The 13,951-nt window shown below is 60.7% G+C and carries 14 protein-coding genes; 8 read left to right on the top strand and 6 right to left on the bottom strand.

The features are described from left to right. The first annotated feature begins 15 nt into the window (after positions 1 to 15). Positions 16 to 1,095 (top strand): alanine racemase, encoded by a 1,080-nt coding sequence (alr, locus tag AC2CGQ_RS16060; protein WP_021505138.1) that lies wholly within the window; start codon positions 16 to 18, stop codon positions 1,093 to 1,095. A gap of 44 nt (positions 1,096 to 1,139) precedes the next feature. On the opposite strand, the gene AC2CGQ_RS16055 is transcribed toward alr, so the two are convergent. Next, entirely contained in the window at positions 1,140 to 1,907 is a 768-nt protein-coding gene (locus AC2CGQ_RS16055; RefSeq protein ID WP_021505137.1) for a transporter substrate-binding domain-containing protein, read from the bottom strand. A gap of 215 nt (positions 1,908 to 2,122) precedes the next feature. Between AC2CGQ_RS16055 and AC2CGQ_RS16050 the strand changes: the two genes are divergently transcribed. The 5 genes from AC2CGQ_RS16050 (at position 2,123) to maa (ending at position 5,473) form a co-directional block, all read left to right on the top strand. Then, positions 2,123 to 2,590: an Lrp/AsnC family transcriptional regulator gene (locus AC2CGQ_RS16050; RefSeq protein WP_004936775.1), complete on the top strand. Its 468-nt coding sequence runs from the start codon at positions 2,123 to 2,125 to the stop codon at positions 2,588 to 2,590. Positions 2,591 to 2,673: 83 nt separating this feature from the next. Continuing rightward, positions 2,674 to 3,867, top strand: coding sequence for an amino acid aminotransferase (locus AC2CGQ_RS16045; protein WP_041922290.1), 1,194 nt, complete (start codon positions 2,674 to 2,676; stop codon positions 3,865 to 3,867). 125 nt (positions 3,868 to 3,992) lie between these two features. Then, the gene (locus AC2CGQ_RS16040; RefSeq protein ID WP_484593750.1) at positions 3,993 to 4,409 is read left to right on the top strand and encodes a secondary thiamine-phosphate synthase enzyme YjbQ; all 417 of its coding nucleotides are present in this window, start codon (positions 3,993 to 3,995) and stop codon (positions 4,407 to 4,409) included. Positions 4,410 to 4,413: 4 nt separating this feature from the next. Next, positions 4,414 to 4,767: an MmcQ/YjbR family DNA-binding protein gene (locus tag AC2CGQ_RS16035; protein ID WP_004936783.1), complete on the top strand. Its 354-nt coding sequence runs from the start codon at positions 4,414 to 4,416 to the stop codon at positions 4,765 to 4,767. A 148-nt stretch (positions 4,768 to 4,915) separates the two neighbouring features. Continuing rightward, complete coding sequence (gene maa, locus AC2CGQ_RS16030; RefSeq protein WP_021505134.1) at positions 4,916 to 5,473, top strand: maltose O-acetyltransferase; 558 nt, start codon at positions 4,916 to 4,918, stop codon at positions 5,471 to 5,473. 31 nt (positions 5,474 to 5,504) lie between these two features. Here the strand turns inward: maa and AC2CGQ_RS16025 are convergent, their stop codons facing one another. Next, positions 5,505 to 6,557 (bottom strand): NAD(P)-dependent alcohol dehydrogenase, encoded by a 1,053-nt coding sequence (locus AC2CGQ_RS16025; RefSeq protein ID WP_004936787.1) that lies wholly within the window; start codon positions 6,555 to 6,557, stop codon positions 5,505 to 5,507. Positions 6,558 to 6,786: 229 nt separating this feature from the next. Beyond that, positions 6,787 to 9,615, bottom strand: coding sequence for an excinuclease ABC subunit UvrA (gene uvrA / locus AC2CGQ_RS16020; protein WP_015379213.1), 2,829 nt, complete (start codon positions 9,613 to 9,615; stop codon positions 6,787 to 6,789). 277 nt (positions 9,616 to 9,892) lie between these two features. Between uvrA and ssb1 the strand changes: the two genes are divergently transcribed. Beyond that, the gene (ssb1, locus tag AC2CGQ_RS16015) at positions 9,893 to 10,423 is read left to right on the top strand and encodes a single-stranded DNA-binding protein SSB1 (protein WP_004936793.1); all 531 of its coding nucleotides are present in this window, start codon (positions 9,893 to 9,895) and stop codon (positions 10,421 to 10,423) included. 85 nt (positions 10,424 to 10,508) lie between these two features. Here the strand turns inward: ssb1 and AC2CGQ_RS16010 are convergent, their stop codons facing one another. The 3 genes from AC2CGQ_RS16010 to AC2CGQ_RS16000 all read right to left on the bottom strand — a co-directional run bounded on the left by AC2CGQ_RS16010 (position 10,509) and on the right by AC2CGQ_RS16000 (position 12,879). Further along, the gene (locus tag AC2CGQ_RS16010) at positions 10,509 to 11,465 is read right to left on the bottom strand and encodes a cyclase family protein (protein WP_015379212.1); all 957 of its coding nucleotides are present in this window, start codon (positions 11,463 to 11,465) and stop codon (positions 10,509 to 10,511) included. 219 nt (positions 11,466 to 11,684) lie between these two features. Continuing rightward, on the bottom strand, positions 11,685 to 11,897 hold the full coding sequence (locus AC2CGQ_RS16005) for a YdgH/BhsA/McbA family protein (RefSeq protein WP_004936800.1): 213 nt from the start codon (positions 11,895 to 11,897) through the stop codon (positions 11,685 to 11,687). 232 nt (positions 11,898 to 12,129) lie between these two features. Then, the gene (locus tag AC2CGQ_RS16000; RefSeq protein ID WP_088381956.1) at positions 12,130 to 12,879 is read right to left on the bottom strand and encodes a 3-oxoacyl-ACP reductase family protein; all 750 of its coding nucleotides are present in this window, start codon (positions 12,877 to 12,879) and stop codon (positions 12,130 to 12,132) included. A gap of 127 nt (positions 12,880 to 13,006) precedes the next feature. On the opposite strand from AC2CGQ_RS16000, the gene AC2CGQ_RS15995 reads away from it, so the two are divergent. Further along, positions 13,007 to 13,924 carry a LysR family transcriptional regulator gene (locus AC2CGQ_RS15995; RefSeq protein ID WP_075684486.1) on the top strand — a complete coding sequence of 306 codons (918 nt, stop codon included), beginning with the start codon at positions 13,007 to 13,009 and terminating at the stop codon, positions 13,922 to 13,924. The last annotated feature ends 27 nt before the right edge of the window (positions 13,925 to 13,951 follow it).

The following is a 13,951-nucleotide window of genomic DNA, read 5'->3' as shown; positions in this document are numbered from 1 at the left end:
AGCTAAGGAACTGAAATGAAAGCGGCAACCGCTGTAATCGACCGCCGCGCTCTGCGACATAATCTGCAACAGGTGCGCCGCCAGGCGCCGCAAAGCCGCCTGATTGCCGTTGTGAAAGCAAACGCTTATGGACATGGCCTGCTGGAAACAGCACACACCCTGCAAGACGCCGACTGCTACGGCGTGGCGCGCATCGGCGAGGCGCTGATGCTGCGCTCCGGCGGCATCGTCAAGCCGATCCTGTTGCTGGAAGGCTTCTTCAGCGCCGAAGACCTGCCGGTGCTGGTGGCGAACAACATCGAAACCGCGGTGCACAGCATCGAACAGCTCGAGGCGCTGGAGCAGGCCGAGCTGGCGCGCCCGGTGCCGGTGTGGATGAAGCTCGATACCGGCATGCATCGGCTGGGGGTGCGCCCCGAACAGGCGGAGGCGTTTTATCAGCGCCTGTGCGCCTGCCGCAATGTGGCGCAGCCGGTCAATATCATGAGCCACTTCAGCCGCGCCGATGAGCCGGAGTCCGACGCCACCCTGAAACAGATCGCCTGCTTCGAGCAGTTCGCGCGCGGCAAACCGGGCCAGCGCTCGGTCGCCGCCTCCGGCGGCACGTTGCTGTGGCCGGACGCCCACAACGAGTGGGTGCGCCCCGGCATCATTCTGTACGGCGTGTCGCCGTTGGATAGCGGCAGCGGCGCCGGGCATGGTCTGCAGCCGGCGATGACGCTGAAATCCAGCCTGATCGCGGTGCGCGAGCACCAGGCCGGCGAAGCCGTCGGCTACGGCGGCACCTGGGTAAGTCCGCGCGATACTCGCCTTGGCGTGGTGGCGATGGGATACGGCGACGGTTACCCGCGCAGCGCGCCGACCGGCACGCCGATCCTGATTAACGGCCGCGAAGTGCCGATCGTCGGCCGGGTGTCGATGGACATGATTTCGGTCGATCTCGGGCCGGACGCCGCCGATAAGGTGGGGGATGAAGCGGTGCTGTGGGGGCCGGCGTTGCCGGTCGAGCGCATCGCCGCCTGTACCGGCATCAGCGCTTATGAACTGATCACCAAGCTCACGCAGCGCGTGGCGATGGAATACATCGGCGACTGATGCGCCGCAGGGGCCGACGCGCGTCGGCCCCGTTCTTCAACGCGTTACTTCTTTACCGCTAACCACTTGTCGATAATTTTCTGATACTCGCCGGTCGCCTTGGCCAGGTGCAGCCACTGATCCACATACAGTTTCCAGCTCAGATCGTCGCGCGGCAGCATGTAAGCCTTTTCGCCGTACTGCATCGGTTTGGTCGGATTCACCGCGCACAGCTTCGGATAGCGCTTCTGCTGGTACAGCGCCTCGGAGGCGTCGGTGATCATCACGTCCGCCTTGCGATCCACCAGCTGCTGGAAAATGCTCATGTTGTCGTGCGTCAGCGTCAGCTTGGCCTTCGGCAGATAGGCGTGCACGAAGGCTTCGTTGGTGCCGCCCGCCGGTTCCAGCAGACGCACCGACGGTTTGTTGATCTGTTCTATCGTGCGGTATTTCTTCACGTCGGTGCAGCGCACCAGCGGAATTTTGCCGTCGGTATCCAGCTTGTCGGCGAAGAACGCCTGTTTTTGTCGCTCCAGCGTGACGGAGATGCCGCCCATGGCGATGTCGCACTTGCCGGAGACGAAGTCCGGCGTCAGGGTTTTCCAGCTGGTTTTCACCCACTTCACCTTGGCGCCCAGGCTCTTCGCCAGCGATTCCGCCATGTCGATATCGATGCCTTCATAGCCGCCGTCTTCCTTGAGGAAGGTGTAGGGCTTGTAGTCGCCGGTGGTGCAGACCTCCAGGGTCTTTTGCTGCAGCACTTTGTCCAGGTGGGATTGCGCGCCGGCGCTGCCGGCGGCGAGCAGCAGCGCGAGAGGGAGTAACTTTTTCATCTGGCGTCCTTTTTATACATTCGTGGTTTTATGCGTTACTTCGCCGTTAATTGTCGTTTGCCTGCATGAGTTAGCCGTTTTTTATGCCGCTTACCGGCGAAAACGTCGGGCGTTGCTGCTGTACGCGATTTAAGCGCCAGGGTGTGACGTCGGCAACGGTAAAAAAACTGGTAGGCTGTAACGTCAACATTTATTAACACAGTTTACAGGTGGCTATGTACAACATTGACGATTTTGATATGAAAATCCTGACGCTGTTACAGGCCAACGGCCGTCTGACCAATCAGGAGCTGAGCGAGCTGGTGGGGCTCTCCGCCTCCCAATGTTCGCGGCGGCGCATCAGCCTGGAGCAGGCGCAGCTGATCCGCGGTTACCACGCGCGGCTGGCGCCAGAGGCGGTCGGCCTGGGGCTGGTGGGGCTGATCGAAGTCAGCCTGATCACGCACGCGCAGGAGCAGATCGACAGCTTTCATCAGATGCTGGAGGAAGTGGACGCGATCCTGGACGCTTACAAGACCACCGGCGACGCCGATTACCTGCTCAAAGTGGCGGTGGCGGACCTGCCGGCGCTGAGCGAATTCATCAGCCAGACGCTGTCGCCGCACAAAAGCGTGGCGCATATCAAAACGGCGGTGGTGCTCAATCGCATCAAGGAAAACGGTTTATTGCCGGTGGCGAGATAAAGCTAAAACCGAATGCGCTTTTCCGTCTATATTAGGAACGTAACGCTGTGCCCAAAACCACAATAAACCAGGAGAAAAACCCCGTGTTCCAGAACGTTGACGCCTATGCCGGCGATCCCATTCTGTCGCTGATGGAAAAATTCAAACAAGACCCGCGCGCGCACAAGGTGAACCTGAGCATCGGCCTGTACTACGATGCGCAGGGCATCATTCCGCAGATGCGGGCGGTCGCCGCGGCGCAAGCGCAGTTGAACAGCGTCGAGCATGGCGCCTCGGTATACCTGCCGATGGAAGGGCTGCAGTCTTACCGTTCCGCCATCCAGCAGCTGCTGTTCGGCGCGCAGCACCCGATGCTGCAGCAGGGGCGCATCGCCACCATTCAGACCGTCGGCGGTTCCGGCGCGTTGAAAGTGGGCGCCGACTTCCTGAAAAGCTATTTCCCGGATTCGCAGGTGTGGGTCAGCGATCCGACCTGGGAAAACCACGTCGCCATCTTCAGCGGCGCCGGTTTCAAAGTGAATACCTATCCATATTTCGACAGCGAAAGCCTGGGCGTGAAGTTCGACGCCATGCTGGCTGCGCTGAAACAGCTGCCGAAGCACAGCATTGCGCTGCTGCACCCGTGCTGCCACAACCCGACCGGTTCCGACCTGACTCCCGCCCAGTGGGATGAGGTGGTCAAGGTGATCGCCGAACGTGAAATCATTCCGTTCCTCGACATCGCCTATCAGGGCTTCGGCGGCGGCATGGAGCAGGACGCCTACGCCATTCGCGCCATCGCGGCGGCCGGTTTGCCGTGCCTGGTGAGCAACTCGTTCTCGAAGATCTTCTCGCTGTACGGCGAGCGCGTCGGCGGCCTGTCGGTGGTGTGCGAAAGCGAAGAGGCGGCCGGACGCGTGCTGGGCCAGCTGAAGGCCACCGTGCGCCGCAACTACTCGAGCCCGCCGAACTTCGGCGCGCAGCTGGTGGCCAAGGTGCTGAACGACGCCCAGCTCAAAACCCAGTGGCTGGACGAGGTGGAGAGCATGCGCACCCGCATTCTCGAGATGCGTCACGCGCTGGTGGACACCCTGAAGAGCGCGCTGCCGCAGCGCAACTTTGATTACCTGTTGGCGCAGCGCGGCATGTTCAGCTACACCGGCTTCAGCGCGGCGCAGGTCGATCGCTTGCGTGAAGAGTTCGGTGTCTACCTGATCCACAGCGGCCGCATGTGCGTGGCCGGCCTGAACCACAACAACGTGCGTCAGGTGGCCGAGGCGTTTGCCGCGGTGCAGTAACGCCTGTTAGTCTGAACGGACGTTGATCGGGAGCGATAGCGATATCGCTCCTTTTTTATTGCCGGCGCGCCGCCGAAGTTGCCGCAAACCGGAGAGAGAATATACTGATTGAGGGGCGCTCACTCATGTGGCATCAGCAAACGCTAATCCTCAGCGCAAAAGCGCGTGGCTTTCATCTGGTTACCGACGAGATAGTCAACCAGTTAACCCACTTACACCGCCTGCAAACCGGCCTGCTGCATCTGTTGCTGCAGCACACCTCGGCCTCGCTGACGCTCAACGAGAACTGCGATCCCACGGTGCGAGCCGATATGGAGCAGCATTTCCTGCGTCAGGTGCCGGAAAACGCACCCTATCAGCATGACTACGAAGGGCCGGACGACATGCCGGCGCACATCAAATCCTCGCTGCTGGGCGCTTCCTTGACGCTGCCCGTCAGGCACGGGCGGCTGATGTTGGGCACATGGCAGGGCATCTGGCTGGGAGAGCACCGCATGCACGGCGGAGCACGCCGTATTGTGGCCACGTTACAGGGGGAATAACCCAATGAATAACAGCGCATTGCTGGAGTACTGCATGGCGAAGCCGGGCGCGGAGCAGAGCGACCAGAACCAGTGGCAGGCCAGCCAGATCAAGGTGGGCGACGTGATGTTCGCCATGGTGTGCGAGGTCGAAGGGCGGCCGGCGCTGGCGGTCAAGTCCAGCCCGGAGCTGGCGGAAAGCCTGCGTGAACACCATCCGGAGATCGTCGCCTGCGACGGTCTGAACAAGGCGCACTGGAATACGGTGTTTCTCGACGGCAACCTGCCGAACTCGCAGTTTTACACGCTGATCGACAGCTCCTATCAGCTGGTGGTGGACGGCCTGCCCGAACACGTGCGCCAGGAACTGCGCGCCTGATTGCCGGGCGGCGGCGCCGCCCGTTTTTCTTCTGTTTTTTTCATGTTAAAGCGTGATCGCGACCTGAGTTTGGGAACGTTCCCTTTTTATTGCGGCACTAAAACAGCTACGCTTGGGCATTCAAGACACGCGGATGAAGGAGGCCGACATGGCCATGAGCGAAGAAAAGCGCAAGATGATCGCCGGGGAACTGTACGACGCCGGCGATGAACTGCTGCGCAGCGAACGCCGGCGCGCACGCCAGCTAACGCATCGCTATAACCACTCTTCGCCGGAAGAGGGCGAGCTGCGCAAACAATGGCTGGGTGAGTTGCTGGGCCGCTATCAGGGCGGCACCATCGAGCCGACCTTCCGCTGCGACTACGGCTATAACATCTATCTCGGCAAGAACTTCTACGCCAACTTCGACTGCGTGATCCTCGACGTATGCGAGGTGCATATCGGCGACAACTGCCTGCTGGCGCCGGGCGTGCATATCTATACCGCCACCCATCCGCTGGACGCCGAGACTCGCGTCGGCGGGGCGGAGTTCGGTAAGGCTGTCAGGATTGGCGACAACGTGTGGATCGGCGGGCGTGCGGTGATCAATCCGGGAGTGACCATCGGCGATAATGCGGTCGTGGCCTCCGGCGCGGTGGTGACCAAAGACGTGCCGGCCAATTGCGTGGTGGGCGGCAACCCGGCCAGGATCATCAAGCAGCTATAAAAAAACGGGCGCCGCCGGGCGCCCGCCGTCATCAGGCGCGCAGCGAGTCGATATCCACCACGAAGCGGTACTTCACGTCGCTTTTCAGCATGCGTTCATAGGCCTCATTAATTTGCTGCATCGGGATCAGCTCGATATCCGACGTGATGCCGTGCTGCCCGCAGAAGTCCAGCATCTCTTGCGTTTCCGCGATGCCGCCGATCAGCGAACCGGCGATGCGGCGGCGCTTCATGATCAGGTTGAACACCTGCGGTGACGGATGATCGTGCTCCGGCGCGCCGACCAGCGTCAGGGTACCGTCGCGGCGCAGCAAGTTGAGGAACGGGTTCAGATCGTGCTGAGCCGCTACCGTGTTGAGGATGAAGTCGAAGCTGTTGACGTGCTGCGCCATCTCATCCGGGTTGCGCGAAATCACCACTTCATGGGCGCCGAGGCGCTTGGCGTCTTCGATTTTCGACGGCGAGGTGGTGAACAGCACCACATGCGCGCCCATCGCCCGCGCCAGTTTGACGCCCATGTGCCCCAGCCCGCCGAGCCCGACGATGCCGACCTTTTTGCCTGGCCCCGCGCCCCACTGGCGCAGCGGCGAATAGGTGGTGATGCCGGCGCACAGCAGCGGCGCGACGCCGGCCGGATCGAGGTTTTCCGGCACGCGCAGCACGAAGTCCTGATCCACCACCAGATTGGTGGAGTAGCCGCCGTAGGTCACGGCGCCGGTGTGGCGATCCTGGCCGTTATAGGTGCCGGTAAAGCCGTTCTCGCAATACTGTTCCAGCCCCTCATCGCAGCTCGGGCAGCTGCGGCAGGAATCCACCATGCAACCGACGCCGACCAGATCGCCGATCCGGTAACGCGAGACATGGTCGCCGACGGCGCTAACGCGGCCGACGATTTCGTGGCCCGGCACCACCGGGTAAATCGTATTGCTCCATTCATTGCGCGCCTGGTGCAGATCCGAGTGGCAGACGCCGCAGAACAACACCTGAATTTGCACATCGTGGTCGCGCAGGGCGCGCGGCTGGTAATCGAAAGGCACCAGCGCAGACTTCGCGTCATGCGCGGCATAGGCATGGGTAATGTTCATGGTCGCTCCAGTTATCAATGTAGGGGGGACAACGTTTGACCGGCAGCGAAGTGCCGGCGAGACGCGGCCTGAATCAGACAGGGCGGCCGCCGAGGGAACATTGATGATAGAAGCGGTGAGCGTGGAGGGAAATGCCTGAAAATGTCGAAATCTTGCCTGTTTCTGTTCGATTGCGGGGAAACGGGGCAGCGTGCGGACCGCCTGAACGACGGCCTGCACGCCGGCGACATTACTGGTTCAACAGCGGCTTCAGGAAGCGTGCGGTGTGCGATTTCTCGCAGTCGGCGACCGTTTCCGGCGTGCCGGCGACCAGGATCTCGCCACCGCCGCTGCCGCCTTCCGGCCCCAGATCGACGATCCAGTCGGCGGTCTTGATCACGTCCAGGTTATGTTCGATGACCACGATGGTGTTGCCCTGATCGCGCAGCTGATGCAGCACCGCCAACAGCTGCTGGATATCGGCGAAGTGCAGACCGGTGGTCGGTTCGTCGAGGATATACAGCGTTTGGCCGGTGCCGCGCTTCGACAGTTCGCGCGCCAGCTTGACGCGCTGCGCTTCACCGCCGGAGAGCGTGGTGGCCGACTGGCCGAGGCGGATGTAGGACAGGCCGACATCCATCAGGGTCTGCAGCTTGCGCGCCAGCGCCGGCACCGCGTCGAAGAAATCGCGCGCTTCTTCGATGGTCATCTCCAGCACTTCGTGGATGCTCTTGCCCTTGTACTTCACTTCCAGCGTTTCGCGGTTATAACGCTTGCCCTTGCACTGGTCGCACGGCACGTAGATGTCCGGCAGGAAGTGCATCTCGACCTTGATCACCCCGTCGCCCTGGCAGGCTTCACAGCGTCCGCCCTTGACGTTGAAGCTGAAGCGGCCCGGCGTGTAACCGCGGCTGCGCGATTCCGGCACGCCGGCGAACAGCTCGCGCACCGGGGTGAAGATACCGGTGTAGGTGGCCGGGTTGGAGCGCGGCGTGCGGCCGATCGGGCTCTGATCGATGTCGATCACCTTGTCGAAATGTTCCAGGCCGGTCACTTCGCGGAACGGCGCCGGTTCGGCGATGGTGGCGCCGTTGAGCTGGCGCTGGGCGATCGGGAACAGCGTATCGTTGATCAGCGTCGATTTGCCGGAGCCGGACACGCCGGTGATGCAGGTAAACAGACCGACCGGCAGCGTCAGCGTCACGTCTTTCAGGTTGTTGCCGCGCGCGCCGCTCAGCTTCAGCACCTTGGTCGGATCGGCCTGCACGCGCTGCGCGGGGATGGCGATCTCGCGTTTACCGCTGAGGAACTGGCCGGTCAGCGATTCCGGCTGCGCCATGATGTCGTCGACGGTGCCTTCCGCCACCACCTGGCCGCCGTGTACGCCGGCGCCGGGGCCGATGTCGATCACATGGTCGGCGGCGCGGATGGCGTCTTCGTCATGCTCCACCACGATCACCGTGTTGCCGAGGTTGCGCAGGTGGATCAGCGTTTCCAGCAGGCGCTCGTTGTCGCGCTGGTGCAGGCCGATCGACGGCTCATCCAGCACGTACATCACGCCCACCAGGCCGGCGCCGATCTGGCTGGCCAAACGGATTCGCTGCGCTTCGCCGCCGGAGAGCGTTTCCGCCGAGCGAGACAGTGACAGGTAGTTCAGGCCGACGTTCACCAGGAATTTCAGGCGGTCGCCGATCTCTTTCAGCACTTTCTCGGCGATTTTGGCGCGCTGGCCGCTGAGCTTCATGTTCTGGAAGAAGGTCATCGCATGGCCGATGCTCAGATCGGAGATCTCCGGCAGCGTGGTGTCTTCGACAAACACGTTGCGCGCTTCTTCACGCAGGCGAGTGCCGTGGCACGAGGCGCAAGGGCGGTTGCTGATGAACTTCGCCAGCTCTTCGCGCACCGCGCTGGACTCGGTCTCTTTATAGCGGCGCTCCATGTTGTGCAGCACGCCTTCGAACGGATGGCGGCGCACGGTGGTGTCACCGCGATCGTTGATGTATTTGAACTCGATCGACTCTTTGCCGGAGCCGCTCAGCACCGCCTTCTGCACGTTGGCGCTCAGGGTGTTGAATGGCGCTTCGACGTCGAACTCATAGTGCTCCGCCAGCGAGCGCAGCATCTGGAAGTAATAGAAGTTGCGGCGATCCCAGCCGCGGATCGCGCCGCCGGCCAGCGACAGCTCGGGGTTTTGCACCACGCGATCCGGATCGAAGAACTGCTGCACGCCCAGGCCGTCGCAGGTCGGGCAGGCGCCGGCCGGGTTGTTGAAGGAAAACAGGCGCGGTTCCAGCTCGCGCATGCTGTAGCCGCAGATCGGGCAGGCGAAGTTGGCGGAGAACAGCAGCTCGTCCGCTTTTTCGTCGTCCATATCCGCCACCACTGCGGTGCCGCCGGACAGCTCCAGCGCGGTTTCGAACGATTCGGCCAGGCGCTGCGCCATGTCGTCGCGCACCTTGAAGCGATCGACCACCACTTCGATGGTGTGTTTCTTCTGCAGCTCCAGCTTCGGCGGATCGGACAGATCGCACACTTCGCCGTCGATGCGCGCGCGGATATAGCCCTGGGCGGCCAGGTTTTCTAGCGTTTTGGTGTGCTCGCCCTTGCGGTCTTTCACCACCGGCGCCAGCAGCATTAGGCGCTTGCCTTCCGGCTGGCTCAGCACGTTGTCGACCATCTGGCTGACGGTCTGCGCCGCCAGCGGCACATGGTGATCCGGGCAGCGCGGCTCGCCGACGCGGGCGAACAGCAGGCGCAGGTAGTCGTGAATCTCGGTAATGGTGCCGACCGTGGAGCGCGGGTTGTGCGAGGTGGATTTCTGCTCGATGGAGATCGCCGGCGACAGGCCTTCGATATGATCGACGTCCGGTTTTTCCATCAGCGACAGGAACTGGCGCGCATAGGCAGAGAGTGATTCGACATAGCGCCGCTGCCCTTCGGCATACAGCGTATCGAAAGCCAGCGAAGACTTGCCGGAACCGGACAGGCCGGTGACGACGATCAGTTTGTCACGCGGGATGATCAGGTTGATGTTTTTCAGATTATGGGTTCGAGCACCACGAACTTCGATATTGTCCATTTACACTTCCCGTCTTGATGATACACCGCGCCTGTCGCGATTTTTGCGGGGGATTTTGTGATGGATCTCGCAAAAAACCGGCACAGCCTGGTCGAAACGCATAATTATGACACAAAAAAACCTGAATGAATATCCAGTATGCGAATGCAACAAGGTCGATCGAAAAGACAATTCTGGAATGCAATTCGCACTTATCAACACGGGTGTGGTTTCGTACTCAGCGTGGTAAACTGACGCGTTTATACTGTGTAGAAATCAATCATCGGGAGAAGTGCTCATGGCCAGCAGAGGCGTAAACAAAGTAATTCTGGTCGGGAATCTGGGTCAGGATCCAGAAGTCCGTTACATGCCGAACGGCGGCGCAGTGGCCAACATTACCCTGGCGACCTCCGAAAGCTGGCGTGACAAGGCGACCGGCGAACAGAAAGAGAAGACCGAGTGGCACCGCGTCGTGCTGTTCGGCAAACTGGCCGAAGTGGCGGGGGAATACCTGCGTAAAGGCTCTCAGGTCTACATCGAAGGCTCCCTGCAGACCCGTAAATGGCAGGATCAGAGCGGCCAGGATCGCTACACCACCGAGATCGTGGTTAACGTCGGCGGCACCATGCAGATGCTGGGCGGCCGTCAGGGCGGCGGCGCACCGGCCGGTCAATCTGCCGGTGGCCAGGGCGGTTGGGGCCAACCTCAGCAGCCACAGGGCGGCAACCAGTTCAGCGGCGGCCAGCAGCAGTCTCGCCCGGCGCAGAACAGCGCACCGGCGACCAGCAACGAACCACCAATGGATTTCGACGACGATATTCCGTTCTAAGCCTGGCGACAGCGCTAAAAAAACCCCGCTCAGGCGGGGTTTTTTGTGTTCGTTAGCCGCTGATTTTCTGCGGCGGTGTCGCCAATCAGTAAATTGCTACCGGGTTGATATTGACCTGGGTTGAACCGACATACAGCGGTTGCCCCAGTACGAACAGGAATTCCCAGGTTTTCGTGCGCACCAGCGGGCGGCTGTCGATCAGCTCCAGGTTATAGACGCCGCGTTTGGCCAGCAGGTACTGGTTGACCGGGAACTCTTCGTCATTTTTCGGGTTAGGGTAAACTTCGGAGGCCCAGGTATCACCGCCGAAGGCCACGATGCCTTGGTCGGCCAACCATTTCGCCGCTTCCATGCCGATGCCCGGTTCAACTTCCAGGAACTTTTTATTGTCTTTGCCAATCAGCTCCAGCCAGCCGGTGTTGAACAAGACAACGTCGCCTTTGCGTAAACTGATGCCCTGCTTTTTAAGCACCGCTTGAATATCCGCAACGGAAAATTCGGTGCCGCCCGGAACGATCGCTTTATTATAATAAGCCGTCATATCGAGTACGACGCCGCGTGTGACCATGGGCGGCACTTTTTCCACGCCCAATTTTTTTACGCCATCTACGGTGACGAAATCCGCCGCCTTATTGCCGTTATAATAAACATTGTCGATGCCGATATGGCCAATGCCATTCAACTGAGTGCCGACGCCGGTCCAGGCATTCACCAATTCATCATTAAAGGTGAATTTATTTGGGCCAAGCGTTTTACCGTCCTGCTGACCAGGCTGAATATTATATAAGCGGAAGCTGCGGTGGCGGAACGCCGGGAAATCTTTATCGACGGGCACCGCCAATGGCAATGTCTTGCCTTGTTTTACCAACTGCACAGACTGTAATACGACCTCAGGCGTGAGCAGGTTGGCCGCGCCGATTTCGTCTTTTGCGCCGTAAACGGAAGGATACCAGTCTGACGACTGCGCGGCGGATTCTGCAGCGTGCGCGGGCACTGCGGCCAGCAAGGGCAGCAAGAGGGAGAGGCGATACAATGATTTCATCAGTGACTCATCCTTATAACGGAGTATTGCAGGGCGAATGAAAGTGAGCCTCCGGAAATTGGCGGCGTGAGGCCGCCGAATAATAACCGGTGAGGGAACGGCTCATTTTTTCTGTGTACTGGGTACGCCAGCGTGATTTTTAAAAAGGCGCCCGGCGATGATTTCCTTAATCATGCGGCAATGAATAACGCCGTATGCACGGCGTTATCGCTAAACGCATTATTTTTTCAGTTCTGCACTCATGGTGACGAAATTGCCCATGTAGGCGCTGGTAATTTTGTAGCCGCTTGCGCCGGCTTCTTGCGCTTTTTTAGCGATGAGGGCTTCGGTGGAATCCAGTGTTCTGCCGGTTGCGGTCACGCTTTCTGCCGCGGCGTTAAACGACAGCATGGAAAACAGAGCGAGTGAAATAACGGTGGTCATGGTTTTCATATCTTTATCCTGTGTTCGAAGGTTCGAAAAATAAGGGGGTCCGGTACGACACGATGGAGCGAAGGATAAAGACGTCGGGCTGGTGAATAAATAACAGAATCGTCAATAAACTATTCCATTTTTGCGCATAAACTAATTCTATTATTGTCTTTCAAGGCCGAATATGCCGTGCGAGGTGAGAAGCGGTCGTCGGGGAGCGAATGAAAAAAAGCCCCTTGCGGGGCTTTGAGCGCTACGCCGAGAAGCCGCCGTCGATGCTCAGACTGGCGCCGGTGATATAACCCGCCTGCGGGCCCGCCAGGTAGGCGACGAAACCGGCGATTTCTTCATCTTTGCCGTAACGGCCGATCGCCATCAGCTGCTTGAGCTGATCGGCGAACTCGCCGGCGTCCGGGTTCATTTCGGTGTCCACCGGGCCGGGCTGCACGTTATTGACGGTGATGCCGCGTGGGCCGAGATCGCGCGCCATGCCCTTGGTCAACCCGACCAGCGCCGATTTGCTCATCGCGTACACCGCCGCGCCGCCGAACGGCACGCGCTCGGCGTTGGTGCTGCCGATGTGGATGATACGGCCGCCGTCGTTCATGTGGCGCGCCGCCTCCTGGCTGGCGACGAATACGCTGCGTACGTTGACCGCCAGCATGCGATCCAGGTCGTCCAGCGCCAGTTCCTCGGTGCTGCCCAGCGTAAATACCCCGGCGTTGTTCACCAGAATATCCAGGTTGCCGAAGTGACTCACCGCCTGGCGAACCGCCTGCTGCAGCGCCGCAGCATCGGCGCTGTCGGCCTTGATGGCGAGGGCTTTGCCGCCGGCGGCGGTAACGGCGCTCGCCACCGCTTCGGCGCGATCGGCAGAGGCGGCGTAGGTAAAGGCGACGGCGGCGCCCTCGCTCGCCAAGCGTTTCACGATGGCGGCGCCGATGCCGCGGGAACCGCCCTGAACGAATGCGACTTTGCCTTGCAGTGGGAGTGCTGTGGTCATGTTATTTCTCCAGAGTGGATGAGGGTAAAGTGTCGGCATTCAGTATCGGAGATCGCTTGCACGGCCACTAGCCACAAAGAGCTATAATCAGTTAAAACCATTAGTTTAAAATCCATAAGGAAAAAGCATGCTGGGACATCTGGAGTGCTTCGTCAGCAGCGCGGAAAACGGCAGTTTCTCCGCCGCCGGCCGCAAGCTGGGCCTCAGCCCGGCGGCGGTAAGCAAGAATGTCACCCGGCTGGAGGCGGTGGTCGGCGTGCGGCTGTTTCAACGCAATACCCGCAAGTTGATCCTCACCGAAGCAGGCGAGCGTTTTCTCGGTGAGGTGAGCGGCGGGTTGCAATCGATCCAGTGTGCATTGAAGGGGTTGAGCAGCGGCGGCGGCGCGGCGGCCGGCGGCTTGAAGGTCAGCATGGGCACCGCCTTCGGCCTGCACTTCGTGTTGCCGATGCTGCCGATGTTTTTGACGCAGTACCCGGCGATTGTACCGGACTGGCATTTCGACAATCGCCAGGTGGATCTGATCGGTGAGAACTTTGACGCTGCGCTGGGCGGCGGCATCGAGTTGGCGCAGGGGATGATTGCTCGCGAGCTGGCGCCCGCGCATGGCGTATTGGTCGCTTCGGCAGAATACTTGCGGCAGCGGCCGCCGTTGACGGAGCCGGAGCAACTGGCGCAACACGCCGGGATTTTCATCCGTTCGCCGCAGACCGGGCGCATTCGCCACCAGCCGCTGCGAAATGCCCAGAATGAGCAGCGTGCGCCGGGGATGACGGTCAGCATGACGGTCAATGAACCGGAAGCGGCGGCGCGGGCGGCGGAAATGGGATTGGGCATCGCGCTGATCGGCATGCCGAATGCGGCGCCTTATCTGGAAAGCGGCCGTCTGGTGCGGGTTCTGCCGGGCTGGTATGTCGATCGCGGCAGCGTGTATCTCTATTTCCCCACCACCAAATTCTTACCGACCAAAACCCGGGTGTTTGTCGATTTCATCACCGAACAGTTCCGCCTGCAGAAGTTGGCGGCGCGCTTTGACGCCCGCTAAAACGAGAAAAGCCCCTTGCGGGGCTTC

Source organism: Serratia sp. DFXYC6, from assembly GCF_057196085.1.
The sequence above is the reverse complement of the archived record's forward strand: the minus strand, read 5'-3'. Positions and strand labels throughout refer to the sequence as shown.